Origin of the sequence: Bifidobacterium pullorum subsp. saeculare (assembly GCF_016899725.1) — a bacterium.
GTDB classification, from domain to species: Bacteria; Actinomycetota; Actinomycetes; order Actinomycetales; family Bifidobacteriaceae; genus Bifidobacterium; species Bifidobacterium pullorum_C.
This window is the reverse complement of record NZ_JACLYU010000003.1, coordinates 1-20,379: the sequence shown is the minus strand read 5'-3', so window position 1 is coordinate 20,379 and position 20,379 is coordinate 1. Positions and strand designations below refer to the sequence as shown.

Below are 20,379 nucleotides of genomic sequence, written 5' to 3'. Positions count from 1 at the left end.
TAGGGACATTAGGCATGGGTGGCGGCGTCGTGGCACAATGGCGTCCAGACCATCTGGCGGTGGCCCGCGACGTATGCCGCCACCGCCATCGACTCCCTCTTGCCGAAGGAAAGGAACGCGACCCATGACTGACGCATCCCAGACCGCGAACGACTGGCTTGGCACCGCGGAACCGACGATGGAGGCGATTGCGGCCTCCCACGAAGGCGGAGCCGGCCGCACCGCCGTCGTCCAGAAGCACCTGACCGGCGAACGCATCGGCTACGCGGTGCGGCGCCATGACTACGAGGGCGTCACGTTCGCGGACGGCGAATCGGCGCTCAAGCACGCCGCCGACGTCACGCTCACCGACTGCGTGTTCGAATGGAAGTACCCGCTGTGGTACGACACCGATCTCACGGCCCGCGGCTGCACCTGGCTGGAGGCCACGCGCGCCGGCCTGTGGTACTGCAAGCACGTGGACATCGCGGACTCGGCCATCGACTCGCCGAAGAACCTGCGCCGCTGCACCGGCGTCACGCTCAGGAACGTGGCGTTCACCAACGGCGCGGAGACGTTGTGGGACTGCCGCGACGTGACGCTCGACCACGTGACCGTCAAGGGCGACTACTTCGCGATGAACTCCCAGGATCTTTCGATCGACGGACTGACCCTGGTGGGCGGCTACTCCTTCGACGGGGCGAAGAACGTGACCGTGGCGAACACGCGCATCGTGGGCCGCGACGCCTTCTGGAACGCGCAGAACATCACCGTGCGCGACTCGCACATCTCCGGCGCCTACGTGGCGTGGAACTCGCGCAACGTGACCTTCGAGAACTGCACGATCGAAAGCCTGCAGGGCCTGTGCTATGTGGAGGGCCTGACGCTGCGCAACTGCCGCCTGATCAATTCGGAGCTCGCCTTCGAATACTCCGATGTGGACGCCGAGCTCGTCGGCCCGGTGCGCAGCATCTTCAACCCGCGCTCCGGGCGCATCGTGTGCGACGGCGTCGAGGAGCTCACGCTTGACCCGGCGTTCGTCGACCCGAAGGCCACCGAGATCGTCACCCCGGACGGACGCGACCTCACGGCCCGCTGACGGTTGCACCCGTCCTGGCCGGCGCGGGCCCGCCATGCCGGCGGGGCCCGCGCCGCCGCGACGTGGCTACAATGCTTGCTGTATTGGCTGAAACGGTTTTGAAAGGCCTTGAAGAGAGCAAGCCATGGCACAGTCGCAACACCTGTCCGCGCGGCAGCGCGTCGTCATCACCATCACGTTCTTCTCGATGTTCTTCGGAGCATCGAACCTCATCTTCCCGCCGTTTCTCGGCGCCCAGGCCGGGTCGGCCACGGTGCCGGGCGCGGTCGGGTTCATCGTCTCCGCGGTGGGCCTGCCGATCCTGGGCGTGCTCGCCGTCTCCTCGGCCGGCGGCTTCGAACAGCTGGCACGGCGCGTGTCGCCGAAGTTCGCGCTGATCCTGGGCATCGCGATCATCCTGACCATCGGCCCATGCTTCGCGATTCCGCGCACCGCGACCACCTCCTTCGAGATGATGGTCGCTCCCTTCGCCGGCTCCGCCCCGGTCTGGGCGCTCCAGCTGGCCTATTCGCTCGTGTTCTTCGTGCTGTCCTATGTGGTGGCGCAGCATCCGGAGAAACTCTCGAACGCGTTGGGCAAGGTCATGGGCCCGCTGCTGCTGGTCTTCATCGTGGTGATCTTCGTCGCCTGCCTGTTCACGCCGTATCCCGCGTTCCCCGCGCCGATGGGCGACTACGCCTCCGGGCAGATGGCGCGCGGCTTCCTCGACGGCTACCAGACCATGGATCTGCTGGCGGCGCTGTACTTCGGCATCGTCGTCTCCGCGAACATCCGCGAGATGGGCGTCGCCGACGAGGGCGCCAACCGCCGGGAGACCGGCCTGGCCGGCGTCGGCGTGGGCATCATGCTCATCGCCATCTACGGGGCGCTGTCGTATGTCGGCACCGTCTCGGGGTCGATCGTCCCGATCGACCCTGCCAAGGAGACCGGCGCCACGGTGCTCACGAACCTCACCTCCACGGCGTTCGGCCCGGTGGGCACGGCGTTTGTCGGCGTGGTGTTCGTCATCGCCTGCTTCAACGTGTGCACGGGACTCATCTCCACGGTGAGCACGTTCTTCCACAACCATTTCCCGACGGTCGCGGGCCATCGCGTCACTTACCGCGTGTGGAGCGCCATCTTCGCGGCGTTCAGCTTCGTCGTCTCGAACGCGGGGCTGGCGGCGATCATCAAGGCGGCCGTGCCGGTGCTGTCCGCGCTGTACCCGATCGCCACGGCGCTGGTGCTGCTGGCGCTCTCCCACCGTGTGCTCGGCGCGCGCTTCCCGCGCGTCTACCCGTGGGTGGTGACGTTGGTTGGCGTGGTCTCCGTGCTCGACTGCATCGTGAGTCTGGCGGGTCTGGTCGGCGTCACCATCCCCTGGCTGGCGCAGGCGTTGGATCTGCTGCCGCTGCACGCCCAGCAGCTCGGTTGGCTCGTGCCGGCGCTCATCGGCGTGGTGGCGGGCGTGATCCACAGTGCGGTTCGTCACATTCAGCCCGTGGAATGAGCGCACGGCGCACCAGTGGCGCCACGATAATGGAATCACAATCACCCGTCCCCAGGCAAGGAGTGCAACCATGGCAACCACCGTGCTGGTGTTCCACCCGCATCTGGCAGATACGTCCCGAGTGAACGCACGTCTGCTGGCCGAGCTGAAGGCGTCCGGCGCATCCGACGTGACCGTGCGCGACGAGTACGCGCTCTACCCCGACTTCCGCATCGATGTGAAGGCGGAGCAGGCCGCGCTCGAGCGGACCGACCGCATCGTCCTCCAGTTCCCGTTCTACTGGTACTCCTCCCCCGCGCTGCTCAAGCAGTGGGAGGACGAGGTGTTCCGCCCGGGCTGGTGCTACGGCGGCGGTCATGCGCTCGACGGCAAGACGCTGCGTCTGGTCGTCACCACCGGGTCGGAGGCGGCGAAGTTCCAGCCGGACGGCGCCTACAAGCGCACAATGGACGAGCTGCTCAGCCCCTTCGAGGTGGTGGCGCGGCGCATCGGCCTGACCTATGAGCCGCCGTTCCTCGTGCAGGGCTGCGCCACGATCGACGAGGCCGGGCTTGACGAAGTGGCGAAGGCCTATGTGAAGGCCATCGCCGGCTGACCTGCCGACCATAGACAAGGCTCCCGTCCGGATGGTTTCCGGACGGGAGCCTTGTCTATGGTCGGAGTGGACGGACGCTACAGCACGTCCGGATCGTCCTTGGCGATGGTGCCGGTGGCCTTGCCGATGGCCTTGAGGCCGTGGTAGGCGACGAGCACGACGATGGTGCCGATGGCGATGCCGTTGAAGGAAACACCCTGGATGGCGAAGGTGAAGTCGGCGATGCCGATGATCATCACGATGGCGGCGGTCATCACGTTGATCGGCTTGTCGAAGTTGACCTTGTTCTCCGCCCAGATGCGCACGCCGATCATGCCGATCATGCCGTAGAGCAGCGTGGTCACGCCGCCGAGCACGCCGGCGGGAATGGTGTTGATGATGGCGCCGAACTTCGGGCACAGGCTCAGCAGGAAGGCGAAGCCGGCCGCGCACCAGTAGGCGGCGGTGGAGTAGACCTTCGTGGCGGCCATCACGCCGATGTTCTCGCCGTAGGTGGTGGTGCCGGAGCCGCCGCCGAAGCCGGCGATGGCGGTGCCCAGACCGTCGGCGAACAGCGCGGTGCCCATCTGGCCGTCGTAGTCGCGGCCGGTCATCTGCGCCACGGACTTGACATGGCCCACGTTCTCGGCCACGAGCACGAGCACGACGGGGATGAACATCGGCAGGATGGAGAAGTCGACCTGGGGCGTGTGGAAATGCGGCAGACCCACCCAGGCGGCCTTGCCGATGGCGGAGAAGTCGACCTGGCCGCGGGCGCAGGCGTAGAGGTAGCCGACCACGACGCCGAGCAGGATGTTGAGGCGGCCCACCAGACCCTTGAACAGCACGGCGATGAGCAGCACTGCCAGCAGCGTGACAAGCGCGGTGTCCGGCGCGGCCTTGAAGTTGTTCCACACGCGATGAGCGACGACTCCGTCGGTTCGGCCCCATTGTAGGAGCACGGGGTGCCGGCGGCCCCGGGCGCGGTGGAATCCACCATGACATGCTCAACGGGATCGTGGCATGGCAGTAAGTCCAGTAACGCTGTCAGAGTGCTAGCATGGTGGCGAACAATGGAGTGACCACATTGCATGAGAAAGGGGCGTCAATATGGGGACCCTGACGATTCGCAGACTCGACGACCAGATCATCGAGCGGTTGAAAGACGAGGCGAGGGCGCATGGGCGTTCGATGGAAGCGGAGGTCAGAAGCATCCTCGAGGGCCACACCGCCGCCTTCATCGCCCATGAGGAGATGACTGTCGGAGATTTCTTCGACCGAATCCGCACGGCACTCGATGGAGGCCTGCGCGACAACGAATTGGAGCAACCCGCGCGGAACGACGCCCCCAGGCAGGTGGACCTGCCATGACCGCCCACCGCCGGTTGCTGCTGGATACCAACGTCTTCTCGGAACTCATGAAGGAACATATTGACCCCGCGGTCGTGCGATGGCAGGATGCCACACCATGGAACGACACCTTCATGAGCACGATCACGGTCATGGAACTGCTCTACGGCGTCGGACGCATCGAGCACGGCCAGCGACGGCGCAAACTCGAGGAACAGATCAGACGTCTCTTCATCGCCTACAAGCCCCGCATACTGGCATTCGACACACCAGCCGCCATGCGCTGCGCCGTGATGCAGGTGACGCGCGAGCGAGTCGGTCGGCCGGTCGGTGTCCAGGACTGCCAGATCGCCGCCATCGCCGCAGTCAACGATTGCGCCGTCGTCACCCGCAACACCAAGGACTTCCTGGGCCTCGGCATCGAACTCATCAACCCCTGGGATTCCGAGTCCTCATCGTCAGAGCGCCATCTGTCTGATCCCACGTGACGCCACCTCTGGGGCACCGCCCATCATCAGCGCCGCATTGCAATGACATTACGCGACCATCACGTCTCCGCGCCCCGTCATCGGCCCAAGATTCCGACTGCATATCACAAAGGTTTCGGGGGACACCGATGGCCTTGGCCCCGCGAATCCGGTATTACCCCCATTGATTCGCGCTCCTCGATTGAACCGGTCATCGGAAATATCTATGACACGTCCGCGAGTCTGGGCGTCTCGCCGACGTTACAATGCTTCCTCGTCATCGTCGCCGTCACCGCACGATGCGGATCCGAAGGAAAGGAAGACACCCACCCATGCCCTACCAGCACAACGCCCCGTTCCGCGCCGACGTGGTCGGCAGCTACCTGCGCCCGGCCGAACTCAAGGCCGCTCGCGCCGACTTCGAGGCCGGCCGCATCGACGCCGAGGCGCTCAAAGCCGTCGAGGACCGCTGCATCACCGATCTGGTGGCCAAGCAAAAGGCGGCCGGACTGCACGTCATCACCGACGGCGAGTTCCGCCGCTCCTACTGGCATCTCGATTTCATGTGGGGGCTGCAGGGCGTGGAACGCCGGACCGCTGCGCAAGGCTATATGTTCCATGACGAGGAGACCCGCGCCGACACCGCCGTCATCACCGGCCACATCGGCGGCGAGCACCACCCCTTCGTCGAGCATTTCCGCTTCGTCAAGCAGTTCGAGGACGGCAACACCATTGCCCGCCAGACTATCCCCGCCCCGATCCAGCTGTATTCGGAGATCACACTGGACCGCGCTGCGGGGCAGGTAGAGTCCCTGCGCGCCGTGTATCCGGATGACGATCGGCTCAAGGCCGACATCGCCGCCGCCTACCGCCAGGTGCTGGCCGACCTGTACGCGGCCGGCTGCCGCAACGTGCAGTTCGACGACTGCACGTGGGGCATCTACTGCGACACCGACTTCGTGGCCAAGACCGGCATGAGCGCCGTGGACCTGGAGCAGGTGAGCCGTCTGGGCGTGGAGCTCAACAACATGGCCATCGAGGGCAAGCCGGAGGACCTGGTCATCACCACGCATGTGTGCCGTGGCAACTACCACTCCACCTACGCCTTCGAGGGCGGATATGCGCCGGTCGCCCCGTATCTGTTCGCCGACGAGAACGTCGCCGCCTACTACCTGGAATTCGACGACGACCGCTCTGGCGACTTCGAGCCGCTGCGCCACGTCTCCGGGGACAAGAAGGTGGTGCTGGGTCTGATCACCTCCAAGCGTCCGGAACTGGAGGACCCGGAGCGCATCAAGGCGCGCATCGCCGAGGCGGCCCGGTACGTGCCGCTGGAGCGCCTGTGCCTGTCCACGCAGTGTGGCTTCGCCTCCACCGAGGAGGGCAACAAGCTCACCGAGGACCAGCAGTGGGCCAAGATCGCTCTCGTCCGCTCCATCGCCAGGGACGTGTGGGGCGAGGACTGACGAGTCGGAGTCTCAGGCAGGAACCTGACCGCCCTGGATGACGGACCGCCGTCGCTCCCTTCCTGCGGAGCGGCGGCGGTCTTCCTATACGGTGTGCCCGCCCTTGTCTCAGCGCGCGTACTGTTCGAGGTGGGGGTCGACGGCGTGCACCACGTCCACCAGGTCGCCGTTGGACAGCAGCGGACGCTGGAACTCGCGCCACGGCTCCACCCGGACCTCCCACCGTCCGGTGGCCGCGTCGAGCATCGGCCGGGCGGTCTGCTCCCAGCGCAGCCGCTTGGAGGTGCGCCCGGTGGCCGGGTCACGGCGCGAATAGTGCAGGCAGGTGCAGTTGGTGATCTGCCATTCGGGGGCGACCGCCCGGTGCAGGAACTCCTCGTCCGAAAGGTCCTCGAGTGTGAGCATGAGGGCGAGCATGAGGTCGCCGTGTGAGACCATGACCACGGATTCGGCGTCGGACTTGCGGTTGAGGCTGGTGAGCAGGTTGTGCACGCGGTCCTCCGCCACGTCGGCGATGGACTCGCCCGCCGGCGGCCGCCAGTACAGCGGGTCGGTGGCCTTGAACATCCAGTTGCGCGGATAGTTGGATTTGAACTCGTCCTTGGTGATGGTGTTGATCTCGCCCCAGGAGCGTTCCCGCAGCACGCGGGTCTCCTCCCACTTGGCCTTGGGCAGCGCCATGGTGGCGGCGGTCTCGCGTGTGCGCACGTAGGGCGAGACCAGGTAGCGGTCGAACAGCTGCTGTTGGGCCACGAGCCAGCGGCCGATGCAGTCGGCCTGCTTGCGTCCGGTGGCCGTGAGCCTCCACGAGCGGTCGGGGACGGTCACGTTGTCCTGCGTGTACAGGGACGTGTCGCCCTGCTCCCCCGCGCTGATGATGACGTTCGCCTCGGATTCCCCGTGGCGGATGACGTACAGGTCCAGCGGCATGCCCATGGCTCGCTCCTTATAACATCGTCGAACTGCCGTCAGCCCCGGTCACGGGAGGCTACGGACGGCTCCATTGTATCCGCAGTCGAACCGTCTGCCGAGGTCAAGCATCGGCTCCGGCAGACAGCCTCGCCCGTCACCGTCGGGTGCGCCGGCGCGAAGCCGGCCGGTGCCGGCGTTCCCGCGCCCTGCGGGTCTGTGCGGCACAGCTGGCCCGCTCGGCCTGCTCCTCCTCCAGGGAGGGCATGCCGGCCGCCACACGCCGCATGTTCTCGCGGGCGTGGTCGCGGGCCGCCTTGCGTTCCCCCGCCAGGGAACCGGGGGCGGGGAACAGGCGCAGCTGCGCCATCGCCTGCCCGAAATTACACAGGTTGTTCGTCATCCAGTACAGCAGCACGCCGAACGGCAGGTGCACGCCGGACACGATGTAGATGAGCGGCATCGTCAACGCGGTGACCCGTTGCATGCGGAACTGCGGGCCCACCATCGCCTCGCGCGGTGTGTTGCGGTGGAGCAGCAGCCATTGCTGCGCCATCATCGTCGCGCACATCGCCGCAATGGCGACAAGCGCCATCGCCTGGGCGCCCAAGCCGCCGGTTGGAGCGAGGAACACGTCGGACAGCCGTGCCGGCCCGCAATGGGACGCTTCGATGGCCGCGGCGGCCACGCGGTCGATGCCGCCCAGCGCATCGGCCCCGCCGGCGGCGATGCCGGGCAGTGACTGGAGCGTGCCGCACAGGGCGCAGAGCACCGGCCCCTGGACCAGCGTCGGGAGGAACGCGGCCAATGGAAGCACGCCCTGCCGCTGGTACAACGCCATCGTCTCGCGCTGCATCGCCTCCCTGGACCGCGGGTCGCTCCGGCCGGTATACCGGCGGCGGATGCGCGCCAGCTCCGGCTGCAACGCCTGGGTGCGGCGCATGGCGCGCATCTGGCGGAGGAACAGTGGCAGCAGGCACAGGCGGATCACCACCACCAGGCCGACGAGCGACAGGCACCAGGCGGATCCCGGGCCGTCATCCATGCCGCAGCGCACCAGCAGGGCGTGCAGCGACGTGAGCACATGGGCGATCAGCCATTCCAATGGCATGAGCAGTCGGACGATCAATGACATAACAGGCGCTTTCTCGAACGCGGGAGCGTCTTGCGGCATGCGCGCGCCGCAAGGTCCCGGGGATATCTGAACGGAGTGGCAGCGGCATCCGCGCATGCGGACGCCACGGAGTCACGACGGAAGGAACTACGGTCAGATTTGTGCTTCGGGAAGCGCGAACCGCGCCCAGCGGGGCATCCACTGCGGCGCGGACCATGAGCGCGTCAATGCGCCCACATGGCTGTCAAAACGGAATGCGTGCGCGGCACACAGGCCGGGGCCGGCGCATGGCCGCATACCCAGGGCGAGGGCGGCGGCCCAGCCCACGGCGAGTGTGACCGCCGCGGCACCGATCAGGCCGATCATATCAGTGACCGGCATCACCGCGGAGGCGGGAAGCATGGCGGACACCGCCAGCATCATCGGCAGGAGGGAAAGCATCGCCGCCGCCGGGGACAGCGCGGCATAGCGCAGCCGGCCGCCGGTCCGCGCAGTGGCGGCCGACGCGGCCACGCGCTGGCGCCACATCAGCAGGCACGCGCACGGCGCGACCAACGGCATCAGGCACAGAGCGAACGCCGCGAACCGCAGCTTCGTCCCCAACGTGATGCCATCGGCCATGCCATTCCCCCAGTGCGGCCCCCAACAGGTTGCCGCCCACCGTATCAGATGACAGTGACGGCCCCGATCGGCCGGCATAACAACGGAGGCGGGCGAGGCGGCACCACGCCGCCCCGCCCGCCTCCAGAGTCCGGGAAACCGGGATCGATCAGAAGAACAGCACCGCCACGCCCACGGCCACGGCGACAAGCAGCACCGAGGCGATGAAGCTGGCAAGCACGGCCTTGGCGCCCTTCTGCGCGATGGCCTTGAAGTTCACGTTGATGCCGAGCGCGGCCATGGCCATGCCGAGCACGATATACGCCACGTCCACCAGCTGCGGAGCGATGGCGTTGAGGAACGGCACGTAGGTGCCGAGCACGCTGGCGGCGATGAAGCCGAGCATGAACCAGGGGAAGGCGACCTTGCGCTTGCCCTCCGCCTTGGCGGTGGAATGGGTGCGGTCCCACCACACGGCGATGATGATGGCGGCGAACACGAGCATGAGCACGCGGGAGAGCTTCATGATCGTAGCCATGTTGAGCGCCTCCTCGCCGAACGCACCGCCGACGGCGACCGCGTGGGCGATCTCGTGCAGGCTGGCGCCGGCGGCCACGCCCTGCTGCGCGGGGGTGAGGCCCAGGGCCGGGAACAGGGCAATCTCGATGAGTGCGAACACCGTGCCCATGATGGCCACGGTGGCGACGGCCATGACCTCGTCGTCGTCCTTCTCCTCCTGCTCCTCCTCGGAGGAGACGGTGATGGAGCCGGACAGACCCATGACGGCCGCGGCGCCGCAGATGCCGGTGCCGCCGGCGGTGAGGATGGCGAGCATGGGACTCACCTTGAGGGCACGCGCGATGGCATAGGTGACCACGATGACGAGAGCGACGATGACGGCCGCGATGGGCAGGCACTTGATGCCCTGGGTGAACAGGACCTGCAGATTGAGCTTGAAGCCCAACAGGATGATGCCCAGGCGCAGCAGCTTGTTGGAGATGAGGCCGGCCGCGTCCTTGACGCCGGCGCGACGCTTGCCGTTGTCCCTCACGTAGGCGCCGCGGATGGGGAACTGGATGACCATGCCGATGAGCAGCGCGATGATGAGCGCGCCCAGCAGCGAGAAGCCGGGGAACTGCTTGAGATAGGTGCCGATGAACGAGGCGATCAGCGTGAGCACGGCGATGAACAGCATATCGGTGGTCGCGATGCGGGCCCACCACTTCTTGCAAAACTCTCTCATACCCCCTATTCAACACGGGGGTGCGCGGGGCGCGCAAATGGGCGTCGCCGATGCCTGGCATCGGAAAAACCGATGCCATCGAATCCGGTCATGCGCCGGCCGTCAGCCGGCGTCGTCGGCGAGCGCGGCGACGATCTGGCCGGCGAGCGCCCGCTGCCCGCGGCTGAGGCCCGAGCGGGGCACGAGCGCGTAGAAGCGACGGGTGAACTCGGGGCCGAGGTCCTTGCAGGGCACGCCGTCGGGCACGGCGGCGCGGGAGACGATGGAGCGGCCGAATCCGGAGGCGAGGCAGGCGACGATGGCGGCGTTGCTGGAGACCTCCATGGTGCGTTCGGGCACTTCCCCGGACATCTTGAGGTACAGGTCGGTGTAGTAGCGCACGCCGGAGCCGTGTTCGCGCACGAGCAGCACGTCGCCTTCGGCGCCTTCGCCTCCGGCGAGCACCAGGCGGTCGTGGCAGAGGGTCACGCGTTGGACGGCGTCGTCGGCGATGGGTTTCTCGACGATGCCGAGCTGGGCTCCCTTGCGGCCGATGTGGGCGAGGATGGCGTCGGAGTTGAGGGCGCGCACGGCCACGTCGAAGCCGGCGAGGGCGTCGCCGAGCGTCGCGGCGGCGCGGGGCAGCAGGACGCTGGCGGCGGTGTGGGAGAGCAGGAGGATGAACTCCTCCTTGGCGGCCTGTTCGCGGGCGATGCGCTCGCGGACGTCGCGCCATTGTTCGCCGATGCTGGTGGCGGTGGCGTAGAGCACGCGGCCGGCTTCGGTGGGGGTCACGTCGCTTTTGGCGTGGCGGTCGAACAGCGGGGCGCCGACGAGGCGCTCGAGCTGTGCGATGCGGGACGAGACGGTGGATTGGGATACCCTCAGCTCGTCCGCCGCGATGGTGAACTGGCCGGTCTCGTAGACGGCGACCATGGTCTCCAGCAGGTCGAACATGCCCCTAGTATCGCAGGGCGGCGCGAACATGGCGGTTCACCGGGCCGTGGCGACGTCGCCTTCCATCTCGGCTTCGAGCCGCGCCTTCTCCTCGGCGACCATCTGCTCGGTCTTGTGCCAGTTGTCGGCGATGTGGATGACGAATTCGACGGTGACGTAAAGCACGATGGCGCAGGCGACCGCGGTCTCGGCGATCTGCAGCCAGTGGAGCCAGGCGGGCACGGCCCAGCCGGCGGCCTCGAAGACGGCCAGCGCCTTGAGCAGGGCGGTGGCGGTGATGACGAAGGGGAAGGTGAAGGCCGCGTAGCTGGGGTAGAACTTGATCCTCAGCAGCCTGGGCATCTGGGTGAGCACGATGACGAAGAGGATCTGGGCGGCAACGAGCATGACGAGCACGAACCAGGCGTTCGGCTTGTCGAAGGCGGTGGTGTAGCCGGCGATGGACAGGCTCATCGGGGCGGTGTAGATGGTGAAGGTCGGCTTGGCGGCCTCGGGCAGGGCGATCCTCGCCATGCGCACGGTGACGAGCACGAGCATGGCCATGTAGAGCGCGAAGCCAAGCCAGAAGATGATCCGGCCGAGGTCCTGCTGGCCGACGGGGGCGCTGGTGGCGGAGGCGACGACGATGCCGACGTAGCCGACGAACCAGGTCGGGTACACGTTCCTGAGTTCGAAGCCCTTGACCACGAAGTGGCTGGTGATGTGCACCATGAGCGCGAGGTTGAAGCTCACGGAGAAATACCACAGGAGCACGGCGAGCGTGTGCCAGATGCCGCCGATGGGGGCGATGTAGGTGGCGAACTGCATGCCGGTCATGAAGATGGTGGCGGAGACGGGGGCGACGACCGGGTTCTGCATGTCGTCGGTGAGCACCTGGTAGGGCTGGACGAGGAACTTGAGCACGATGTTGACGTACAGCAGCAGGGCCGCGACGCCGAAGACAATGCGGATGGGCCAGTCGGCCGCGTCTGGCGTCATCGAGATGAGGAGGTTGCCCAGGGCGAGGATGCCGAGGGTCAGACCAGCCCGGGGGAAGGCGACGGTTTTGTGGAAGTGGTAGTGGCGGGAGTGCGGGCGGGCCGCGGCGTTCTGTGCGTTGGGATTGCTCATGGCCCCCATTGAACCCTCCCCGGCACGGGGCATCAAATGAGTGTCCCCGATGGTTGCCATCGGCGTCACCGATGCCAACCCCGGACCCGGCCGCCCCTTCCGATGGCAAAGGGGCCGGCGGGGGCGCGGCGGCGCGACGGCGGGTCAGAACACGAGGTAGGAGACGCCGGTGAGCGTCAGCAGGCTGGCCACGGTGGTCACGAGCACCATGCCCACCGCGTATTCTGGCTGGTTGCGCTCGCGTTCAGCGAACATGACGAGCGCGGCCATCGTCGGCATCGCGCAGACCACGACGACGGCGTGCACCATGTCCGGGTCGAGCAGGGCCATGCCCAGCATCGGCGGCACGAACGTCAGCAGCGCGTACAGGCCGACCGGCAGGACCAGCATCTTCACGACGATGCCGACGTACAGCTCGGGGCGGCGCAGCGTGGGCATCCAGTCGCATAGGGCGAACAGGCCGCCGATGTACATGAGCGACAGCGGCGTGGAGATCGAGCCGATGGTGTGCAGCGGCGCGACGATGACGTCGGGCACGTGGACGCCCGCGAGGATGACGCCCAAGGACAGCAGCACCGAGACGAGGCCGGGGCTCACCAGGCCGCGCAGCGTGGCCAGCGTCCCTCTGAGACGTTGGGCGAGCGGGGCGGGGCCGGGCTTCGGCCGCCCCTCCCGCGGCCGGCTCAGCCACACACCGTAGGTCCACATGAGCAGCTGGTCAAGGATGGCCATGAGCGAGTAGTACAGGGCGCCGCGCTGAGGGAACAGGGCGATGAGCAGCGGCAGGCCGACGAAGCCGACATTGCCGAAGATGAACGCCGCCTGGAACATGTGGCCGCGGTCCACGCCCAGACACATCGCCTTGGCGACGGTCCAGGTGACGGCGACGAGCAGCAGGTACATGACCATCTGCATCACGATGATGCCGCCGGACTCCATGAGGTCGGCGCGCGTGGCGCCGGTGACCGCGTTGGAGAACACCATGAGCGGGATGCCCACCTTGAGGATGAGCTGGCAGATACCGTCGAGCGCCTTCATGCCGTACAGGCGCAGGCGCACGCACAGGTAGCCGACGGCCAGCATGACCGCGAATCCGATAAGCTGGCCGGTCATCACCGAGAACTGATGCATGGTTCCGTCCCTCCGTTCAGCCCAGGGGCAGCTCGTCCGCCCAGTCGCGCAGCAGCGCGCCGACCTGATCGGGACGGTCCACGTACACGTTGTGCCCCGCCCGCTCGATGACCGCGTAGCGGGCGTTCGGGTAATGGGACAGGACCGCCTCCTGGTCCTCGTAGCCGACGATCTGGTCGCACCGGCCGCACACGACCAGCGTCGGCCCGTCGAAGGTGCCGAAGGTGCGTTCCGGCACGTCGGGCAGGATGTAGCGCTCCTCCAGCCTGGCGTACGCCTCGCGGTCGAAGGCGCGGATGCCCGGCAGGATGTAGCGCTGGTAGCGGCGCCAGGCGTCGAAGGACTGGTTGACGCCCATGCGCACGAAGTCGAGCACCTGGCCGAGCGGCAGCCGGTGCATGAGGTCGGGGTTCGGCTCGTCCACCACATGCTCGGCGACGTGGCGGCGGGCCATGACCGGGTCGATGACCGGCGCGATGAGCGCCACGCCGGCCACGCGGCGCTTCCTGCGGGCGACCGCCTCGCGCACCAGCGCCCCGCCCATCGAGTTGCCGACGAGCGCGAAGGGCCGGCGCGGGCCCACGAGGTCGTCGATGGCGTCGACGAACCAGTCGGCGTACTCGGGCAGGCCTCCCCTGCCGGCGAGCGGCGGCGTGCGGCCATGCCCCGGAAGGTCGAGGTACAGGCGCTGCGTGCCGTCGGGGAACCAGTCGTCCAGCATCATCAGGGAGCGGTGGTCGACGCCCATGCCGTGGGCCACCACGATCGGCAGCCCCTGCCCCGTTCTCGCCACATTCGCCTGCGGGTCCGCAGCCATGTCTCCGTCCTTTCCGCCGTCCGCACGCCGGACATGCCCTGCGCAGTGTACATCCGCCGGCGCCGGCCGCGAGGCCCGTCCACCCCACTATGGACGGGCCACGGCGAAGGACCGATCCCGTCGCCTAGAGCTGGCGGATCAGGTTCACCATTTCGATGGCGCCGACGGCACAGTCATAGCCCTTGTTGCCCGCCTTCGTGCCCGCCCGTTCGATGGCCTGCTCGATGTTGTCCGTGGTCAGGACGCCGAAGAGGACGGGGATGCCGGACTCGAGGGAGGTCGCGGCGATCCCCTTGGACACCTCGTTGCACACATAGTCGTAGTGGCTGGTCGAGCCACGGATCACGGCGCCCAGGCAGATCACCGCGTCATAGTTCCCGCTCTTTGCCATCTTGGACGCGATCAGCGGAATCTCAAAGGCTCCCGGCACCCAGGCCACATGGACATCGTCCTCGTTCACATCGTGCCGGAGCAGTCCGTCCATGGCGCCGCCGAGCAGCTTTGCGGTGATGAATTCGTTGAACCGGGCCACGACGATGCCGATCTTGATATCGTGGGACGTCAGCTTCCCCTCGAATGTTTTCATGATGCGATTCCTCCTGTTACTTGACATTCAACATATGGCCCATGCGCTCCTGCTTTGTCCTGAGATAGGACAGGTCATGGGGCGTAGCGGGCATCTGGATCGGTATGCGCTGGGAGATCTCCAGCCCGAATCCGGAAAGCTGGTAGATTTTGGGTTCTTGGCGGATTTTTGTGCGTTGAGGGGTGTGGAGGGGGGCTACCATCGTTGTTTTTTCCTGCTGGCGTCCATGATCTTGAGGAAGAGGCATTCGTCGTCGGGTAGTCCGTAGTGTTTGCGTCTGAGGGTCTTGATCATGTTGTTGGCTCCCTCGACCTTGCCGCTGGTGACGGGATGGAGGGCGTGCGCGCAGATGCCGTCCATGTGGGATTCGAGCGGGCGGGCGGACCGGGCGAAGTGCCTGTCGCCGGTTCCATGGCAGATGCCGGCCGCGTGTTCGATCAGTTCGCGCATCTGTCGGGGGTCGTGGCTCTCGTGGGCCAGGGAGAGGGTGTCCTTGACGAGGTCCGCGGCGAACAGGAGCTCGTCCGAGGCGACGAGCCCGCGGTAGCGGACGGCGGATTCCGGGCCGGCCTGCCATCGGGGTCTGACCTCGCCGCAGAAGAGCGAGGCCTGTTTCTCGGAGGGGCCGCGTGGTCCGGTCTCCTGGCGCTCCCATTGTTCGCGTGTGGGGCGCGAGGCCATGAGCGGGTATTTCGTGCGCTTGAGCCGTCTGGCGCCCTCCTGGCCGCCGGCTTCCACCAGTTCGCGCTGGAGGTCCTTGCGTACCTCGCCGATCACGTTCCCGTCGAGGTTCCCGACCAGGTGGAAGCGGTCGGACACGACCGCGACGTGGGGGCAACGCTCCCGGAAGGCCCGCTCGTAGTCGCCGTTCATGTCGCAGGCCACGGCCTCGACCCCGCCCATCCATTCGTCGCCGGCCAGGTCGAAGAACCCCTCGGGCGCCGAGCGCCGTTCGCCGCGCGCCAGCCAGAGCACGTGCCCGCTCTCCAGGTCGAGGACCACGGTCGCGTACCGGTGCCCGTCGCGCAGCTTAGACCCGTCCGCCCCGAGCAGACGCGAGCGTGCGGCGGGCGGGGAGGGCTCCCGCCTGCCGTCGGGCGCGGGCCGCGTGCACAGGCACGCCAGCCGCTCCCGGTCGATCTCCCTGAAGACCTGGCGGCACAATCCGGTGGCCAGGGCGACGTCCGTGAGCGTCAGCCCGTAGGCCAGCAGGTCCTCGACCAGACGGACGAGCGCCAGCGTGGCCATGCGCCCGGGCGCACGGAACGGCGCGGGCGCCCGGGCGCTCGCGCCGCAACGCGTGCGACGCGCCCTGGGACGGTAGACCGTCACGACGCTCCGGGAACCCCCGAACGGCAGATGGGCGAGCCTGCACGACGCCGCCCCGTTCGGGCGCGTCCGCCCACCGCACACGGGACAGGCAGCGGGCGCGGGACACAACGTCTCGCCGGGAATCTCCAACACCGGGAACGAACGCGCCCGGGGAACCCTCCTGGTCCCGGGATCGAGCGTGCGCGAGGTCTCCACGCACGCGCCCGTCTGCCGGAACCCCGGCACCGACGAAGGCAACTCCAACGGTGGCGAAGGCAACACGCCCCCGCCACCCATCGTGGAATCGGACACAGGGCCTCCCGGTCACATCGTCCAGCTTGGTCGCAGACGATTATCCGGCAGGCCCCCTCCACACCCCACAGCGCACAAGAAACCGCCGAGAGCCACAATTATGAATCACATAATCGTCTAGCTCGCAGCCCCCATAGCGACGACGGCTACGCTGACGAAAGTCACGGCCTCGCTGCCAAGAACCATCGACACCTTGGTCGAGAGAAAGGAACAGACAATGACCGAGCGCTACCTGAGCCTGACCGAGTTCGCAGCCAGACTCGGTATCTCCACCGGAGCCCTCGCTGGATACAAGCTCCCCGAACCCGACGTCATGGTGGGACGCGCGCGAGGGTGGAGCGAGGCCACTATCGATGCATGGAACGCCGCCCGTCCCGGCAGAGGTGTCGGCGGCGGCAGGCCCCGCCGCGCGAAGGACTGAGACGTGCGGGGCCATGTGGCGGCGGGCGCGCGTCCACAGGCGGTCCCATAGGTCATGCGGAATGATGAACCGCCAATCCCCCGGAACGCGCAAAACGGCGCGCCCCCGCGTCCCGACGTCCGGGAACCGCTGGGAGCGCGCCGTTTTCGCGGTATGCGGGGCTCACTTGCTCACGTTGAACTTGAACTCCACGATGAAAACGAAAACCCAATGATTCCAACGGTTCACGGACGACCAGAACCGTCCGGGCACTCTAAGGGCACTCTATTCTGTTGTCGCGAATCATCATACAGCACCCCGGAAACGCGAAAAGCGCCCCGCTCCCCCGCAGCGTACGCGGGTGAAGCGGGGCGCTGTGATACTGCGAGACGCAGGTCACTCCTGTGTCGTGCGTCGCGCCTTGATGGCGCTGGCGCCGATGAGTGCGCCGACGAGGGTTCCCAGGGCGGTCAGGATGGTGACGGTCAGGTCGGTGCCCGTCCAGCCCGCGGCGGTGCCGATGGTCTGCACGCACACAGCCGACGCCGGCAGCGCGATCAGACCCACCCATTTGAGCACGTCATACACCTTGTCCGGGATGAGATACCCAGTGGTCTCTTCTTCGTCTTCCATGATTGGTCTCCTTATGAATATGGGGCCCGCACCCGTGACGGATGCGGGCCATGATGGGCTAGTAGTGGAGGACCTCTCCCGGATAGATCAGGCTGGGATTGCCCGAACGGTATCCGGTGAGCTGGGTCCAGCTGATGCCGAGCCGCTGCGCGATGCCGGACAAGGTATCACCCGAGCGCACGGTATAGGTGCGGGACCCGCCGGACGCGGAGGTGGCGCCGCCGTCGGTCTTCAGGACCTGTCCGGGGTAGATCGTGTACGGCGACACAAGTCCGTTGAGCGCGGCGATCGACGGCCAGCGGCTGCCGAACACCATGCTCAGGCAGTCGCCGCTCTTCACGGTGTACGTGCCGCCGCCCGACGCGGTGGACTGGCCGCCGGAGACCGTGCCGGTCCCGCCATAGCAGATCCGGTCGCCCGGGTAAATCCTGCCGGCGTCGCCGCTGGGCACACGCCACGCGGTCCACGGAAGGCGGCCGGTGCGCTGCGCGATGCCGCTGACGGTGTCGCCGGAAGCCACGGTCACGCAGAACTCGGTCGTCACCGCGGAACCACCCGAACCGGTGCCGGGATCGGGCTGCGGGAGCGGCTGCACGTCACCGTCAGGGTTGACGTACTTGTCCCACTGCTCCGGCGTGCCGTTGAAGATGTCCAGGTCGAGGCGGCCGCTCCAGCCGGGCAGCACGCCCGAACTGGTGTACTGGCGCATGACCTCGCCGCGCATCCCGTTGTTCCACGGGTTCGACTGGTAGCCGGTCGCGTCCATCGACGCGTACTGGGCGATCCAGATGCCGGTGTTGTGGGACTGCTCCATGCCGGCGACCTGCCAGTACGCGCTGTCCTGCACGTAGATGATCGGATTGACGCCGGTCAGCTGCTTGACCTTCGCGGCCCAACGGCGCGGCCAGCTCGTATCGCCCCACGCGGGATTGTCGACCTGCTCCCAGTCCAGGACCAGGATGCTCTTGCCGACGTAGCCGCGCACGTTGTCCACGAAGAACGTGGCCTCGGCCTCGGGGTTGCCGCCCATGGCGTAATGGTAGACGCCGGTGCGCTTGCCCGCGCTCATCGCGGTCTGCAGCTGCCGGTTCGCGTCAGTGTTCACGCCGTTGACCAGACAGCTGTTGTTGAAACCGCCGGTGCCCCACGTGGTGCCGACCACGACGAAGTCGCCCGGCACTGCGGCCGTGTTAATGCCGCACTGCCAGTTGCTGACGTCGTAGCCGTTCATCGCGGCCAGGGCGGTCGCCGGCGAGGCGCCGAGCAGCACGGCGACGATCATGGCGATGATGCGGGCCAGCACGGTCGGCTTGCGGGGCTTGCCAGCAGCCACATGCCGCGGCTTGCTCTTGTTGAGGATGGTCACTCTTTCCTTCCTTTCCATAGGGTTGATATGGAAAAGGCCACGGCTCAGTGCCGTGGCCAAACCTGATGAGCCCTGTTTATTGACGTGGTCTGATGGGCGCGTGCTGGATGTCGTCGTTGACCTGAGTGCCGTGCCCGTTGCCGTCCATGCCGTGGTAGCTGTCGTAGATGCGCTGCGCCCGCGCCTTGAGGTCCTCCGACGCGACGCCTCCGGCGGAGACCATCTGCGCGTGCAGGACCTCGAGCTGGCACAGCAGCAGCTCGCGCACCCCCGCCTCGAGCGCCCTGTCGCGCCGTCTGGCGCCACGCCACCAAGACGCAGCCCACCCGGCCGCCACACCGAGCACGCCAGTGACTACCCAGATGACGACGGACTGGACGATCGGGTTCATAACGGGGACCTTCCTACAATGCGAAAAACCACACGCGGCGTCGCGCGGACGGGCCGCGCGGGAGTGTGGGTTTTATCGAATGAATCGAGGTAAAGAATGCTGCTGGTCGAGTTCGTGGAGCAGGTCTGGCGACCCCGCTGCATGCGTCTGCGCGAGTGCACGCGCGTCGGCTACGAAAGCGCGTGGAACTGCCACATAGCCCCCAGGTGGGCGGACACGGACATGGGCGACATCACGCCGGACGCCATCGAGGACTGGCTATGGGACTTCCACAAGCCCGGCGCCGCCCGTAAGGCATGGGCGGTGCTGCGCGGCATCCTCCGGCTCGCCGTCCGCAAGGGCTGCCTGGACACGGACCCCACGCGCCGGGAGATTACGCTCCCCCACCAGCCACGGTACGACGCGCCCGTGCTGGACGCCGGCGAGGTACGCCGCCTCCTGCGCGGCTTCTACGGTCATGAACTGGAGGCGTGGCTCCTGTGCGCGGTATGCGCGGGCCTGCGCCGCGAGGAGGCATGCGGATTGGAATGGTCGGACATCGATTTGCGCCGCGGCGTCATCCACATCCGACGCGGCCTGCAGTGGGTCGACGGGCACGAGGTCGTAGCCCCTCCCAAAACCGACCTGAGCTCAAGCGACGTCCAGCTGCCTCGCTTCGCGGTCAAGCGTCTCGGCGAGCTCAAGCATGGACGGTCGGGAAGGATTATCGGCGGTCTGACCCCGCCGCAGGTCGCCCGACGCTATCAGGCATGGTGCAAACGCGAGCGCCTGCCCTACGTGCCGCCCAAGAGCCTGCGCCACACATGGGGCACATTGGCCATCAAGAGCGGAGTGGACATCAGCGTCGTCGCCCGGCAACTGCGCCACACCGATATCAAGACCACCGCACGCTACTACCTCAAACCCGACATGAGCGTGCTGCGCGACGCCCAACGCAGCTTCGAACGACTCATCATCGGATAAGCGGCTTTCCGTAACCCAGTCGATTGTCTTCCATCGCACGTCGAGTCTGGGAGCGTCGGACACCCTCACCATCAGCGGGCATGTGCTGCCCAACGGTGACGGGCAATGGCTAGCCCTGGTCAGCATCGACTGG

The 20,379-nt window shown here is 67.1% G+C and carries 21 protein-coding genes and 1 pseudogene; 8 read left to right on the top strand and 14 right to left on the bottom strand.

All coding sequences use genetic code 11. The features are described 5' to 3' along the window. The first annotated feature begins 124 nt into the window (after window positions 1-124). The 3 genes from H7U32_RS02610 (at window position 125) to H7U32_RS02600 (ending at window position 3,162) form a co-directional block, all read left to right on the top strand. Window positions 125-1,078, top strand: coding sequence for a DUF3737 family protein (locus H7U32_RS02610; protein WP_239457445.1), 954 nt, complete (start codon window positions 125-127; stop codon window positions 1,076-1,078). Window positions 1,079-1,202: 124 nt separating this feature from the next. Beyond that, window positions 1,203-2,567: a branched-chain amino acid transport system II carrier protein gene (brnQ, locus tag H7U32_RS02605; protein WP_204467834.1), complete on the top strand. Its 1,365-nt coding sequence runs from the start codon at window positions 1,203-1,205 to the stop codon at window positions 2,565-2,567. 70 nt (window positions 2,568-2,637) lie between these two features. Next, entirely contained in the window at window positions 2,638-3,162 is a 525-nt protein-coding gene (locus tag H7U32_RS02600) for an NAD(P)H-dependent oxidoreductase (RefSeq protein ID WP_204467832.1), read from the top strand. Between the two features lie 77 nt (window positions 3,163-3,239). On the opposite strand, the pseudogene H7U32_RS02595 reads toward H7U32_RS02600, so the two are convergent. After that, window positions 3,240-4,070: pseudogene (locus H7U32_RS02595) on the bottom strand (uracil-xanthine permease family protein); the annotation flags it as partial. 181 nt (window positions 4,071-4,251) lie between these two features. Here H7U32_RS02595 and H7U32_RS02590 point away from each other — a divergent pair. The 3 genes from H7U32_RS02590 (at window position 4,252) to H7U32_RS02580 (ending at window position 6,424) form a co-directional block, all read left to right on the top strand. Next, window positions 4,252-4,512, top strand: coding sequence for a FitA-like ribbon-helix-helix domain-containing protein (locus H7U32_RS02590; RefSeq protein WP_204467830.1), 261 nt, complete (start codon window positions 4,252-4,254; stop codon window positions 4,510-4,512). Continuing rightward, window positions 4,509-4,979: a type II toxin-antitoxin system VapC family toxin gene (locus tag H7U32_RS02585; RefSeq protein ID WP_204467829.1), complete on the top strand. Its 471-nt coding sequence runs from the start codon at window positions 4,509-4,511 to the stop codon at window positions 4,977-4,979. The genes H7U32_RS02590 and H7U32_RS02585 overlap by 4 nt, the downstream gene beginning before the upstream one ends. Before the next feature lie 311 nt (window positions 4,980-5,290). Continuing rightward, the gene (locus tag H7U32_RS02580; RefSeq protein ID WP_204467827.1) at window positions 5,291-6,424 is read left to right on the top strand and encodes a 5-methyltetrahydropteroyltriglutamate--homocysteine S-methyltransferase; all 1,134 of its coding nucleotides are present in this window, start codon (window positions 5,291-5,293) and stop codon (window positions 6,422-6,424) included. Window positions 6,425-6,532: 108 nt separating this feature from the next. On the opposite strand, the gene H7U32_RS02575 is transcribed toward H7U32_RS02580, so the two are convergent. The 10 genes from H7U32_RS02575 to H7U32_RS02530 all read right to left on the bottom strand — a co-directional run bounded on the left by H7U32_RS02575 (window position 6,533) and on the right by H7U32_RS02530 (window position 16,118). Then, a complete protein-coding gene (locus H7U32_RS02575) occupies window positions 6,533-7,360 on the bottom strand; it encodes a histidine phosphatase family protein (RefSeq protein WP_204467825.1) in 828 nt (275 codons plus the stop codon). Window positions 7,361-7,490: 130 nt separating this feature from the next. After that, complete coding sequence (yidC, locus tag H7U32_RS02570; RefSeq protein ID WP_239457444.1) at window positions 7,491-8,468, bottom strand: membrane protein insertase YidC; 978 nt, start codon at window positions 8,466-8,468, stop codon at window positions 7,491-7,493. Window positions 8,469-8,600: 132 nt separating this feature from the next. Beyond that, the gene (locus tag H7U32_RS02565; RefSeq protein WP_204467824.1) at window positions 8,601-9,068 is read right to left on the bottom strand and encodes a hypothetical protein; all 468 of its coding nucleotides are present in this window, start codon (window positions 9,066-9,068) and stop codon (window positions 8,601-8,603) included. Between the two features lie 148 nt (window positions 9,069-9,216). Next, window positions 9,217-10,290: a YeiH family protein gene (locus H7U32_RS02560; protein ID WP_204467822.1), complete on the bottom strand. Its 1,074-nt coding sequence runs from the start codon at window positions 10,288-10,290 to the stop codon at window positions 9,217-9,219. Window positions 10,291-10,392: 102 nt separating this feature from the next. After that, complete coding sequence (locus H7U32_RS02555; RefSeq protein WP_204467821.1) at window positions 10,393-11,226, bottom strand: LysR family transcriptional regulator; 834 nt, start codon at window positions 11,224-11,226, stop codon at window positions 10,393-10,395. Between the two features lie 36 nt (window positions 11,227-11,262). Then, entirely contained in the window at window positions 11,263-12,336 is a 1,074-nt protein-coding gene (locus H7U32_RS02550; RefSeq protein ID WP_204467819.1) for a TDT family transporter, read from the bottom strand. Window positions 12,337-12,480: 144 nt separating this feature from the next. Further along, window positions 12,481-13,467, bottom strand: a complete 987-nt coding sequence (locus H7U32_RS02545) for an AEC family transporter (RefSeq protein WP_204467817.1) — start codon at window positions 13,465-13,467, stop codon at window positions 12,481-12,483. Between the two features lie 16 nt (window positions 13,468-13,483). Continuing rightward, the gene (locus H7U32_RS02540) at window positions 13,484-14,284 is read right to left on the bottom strand and encodes an alpha/beta fold hydrolase (RefSeq protein WP_204467815.1); all 801 of its coding nucleotides are present in this window, start codon (window positions 14,282-14,284) and stop codon (window positions 13,484-13,486) included. A gap of 124 nt (window positions 14,285-14,408) precedes the next feature. Next, window positions 14,409-14,870 carry a 6,7-dimethyl-8-ribityllumazine synthase gene (gene ribH, locus H7U32_RS02535; RefSeq protein ID WP_204467814.1) on the bottom strand — a complete coding sequence of 154 codons (462 nt, stop codon included), beginning with the start codon at window positions 14,868-14,870 and terminating at the stop codon, window positions 14,409-14,411. A 195-nt stretch (window positions 14,871-15,065) separates the two neighbouring features. Then, window positions 15,066-16,118 (bottom strand): transposase, encoded by a 1,053-nt coding sequence (locus H7U32_RS02530; protein ID WP_204467812.1) that lies wholly within the window; start codon window positions 16,116-16,118, stop codon window positions 15,066-15,068. A gap of 592 nt (window positions 16,119-16,710) precedes the next feature. Between H7U32_RS02530 and H7U32_RS02525 the strand changes: the two genes are divergently transcribed. Further along, window positions 16,711-16,914, top strand: coding sequence for a helix-turn-helix transcriptional regulator (locus H7U32_RS02525; protein WP_204467803.1), 204 nt, complete (start codon window positions 16,711-16,713; stop codon window positions 16,912-16,914). 375 nt (window positions 16,915-17,289) lie between these two features. Here the strand turns inward: H7U32_RS02525 and H7U32_RS02520 are convergent, their stop codons facing one another. The 3 genes from H7U32_RS02520 to H7U32_RS02510 all read right to left on the bottom strand — a co-directional run bounded on the left by H7U32_RS02520 (window position 17,290) and on the right by H7U32_RS02510 (window position 19,283). Next, window positions 17,290-17,526 carry a phage holin gene (locus H7U32_RS02520; RefSeq protein WP_204467802.1) on the bottom strand — a complete coding sequence of 79 codons (237 nt, stop codon included), beginning with the start codon at window positions 17,524-17,526 and terminating at the stop codon, window positions 17,290-17,292. 58 nt (window positions 17,527-17,584) lie between these two features. Then, window positions 17,585-18,892: a GH25 family lysozyme gene (locus tag H7U32_RS02515; RefSeq protein WP_323804557.1), complete on the bottom strand. Its 1,308-nt coding sequence runs from the start codon at window positions 18,890-18,892 to the stop codon at window positions 17,585-17,587. 76 nt (window positions 18,893-18,968) lie between these two features. After that, window positions 18,969-19,283: a hypothetical protein gene (locus tag H7U32_RS02510; RefSeq protein WP_204467798.1), complete on the bottom strand. Its 315-nt coding sequence runs from the start codon at window positions 19,281-19,283 to the stop codon at window positions 18,969-18,971. Between the two features lie 96 nt (window positions 19,284-19,379). On the opposite strand from H7U32_RS02510, the gene H7U32_RS02505 reads away from it, so the two are divergent. Further along, the gene (locus H7U32_RS02505; RefSeq protein ID WP_204467797.1) at window positions 19,380-20,246 is read left to right on the top strand and encodes a tyrosine-type recombinase/integrase; all 867 of its coding nucleotides are present in this window, start codon (window positions 19,380-19,382) and stop codon (window positions 20,244-20,246) included. Window positions 20,247-20,379: the final 133 nt, after the last annotated feature.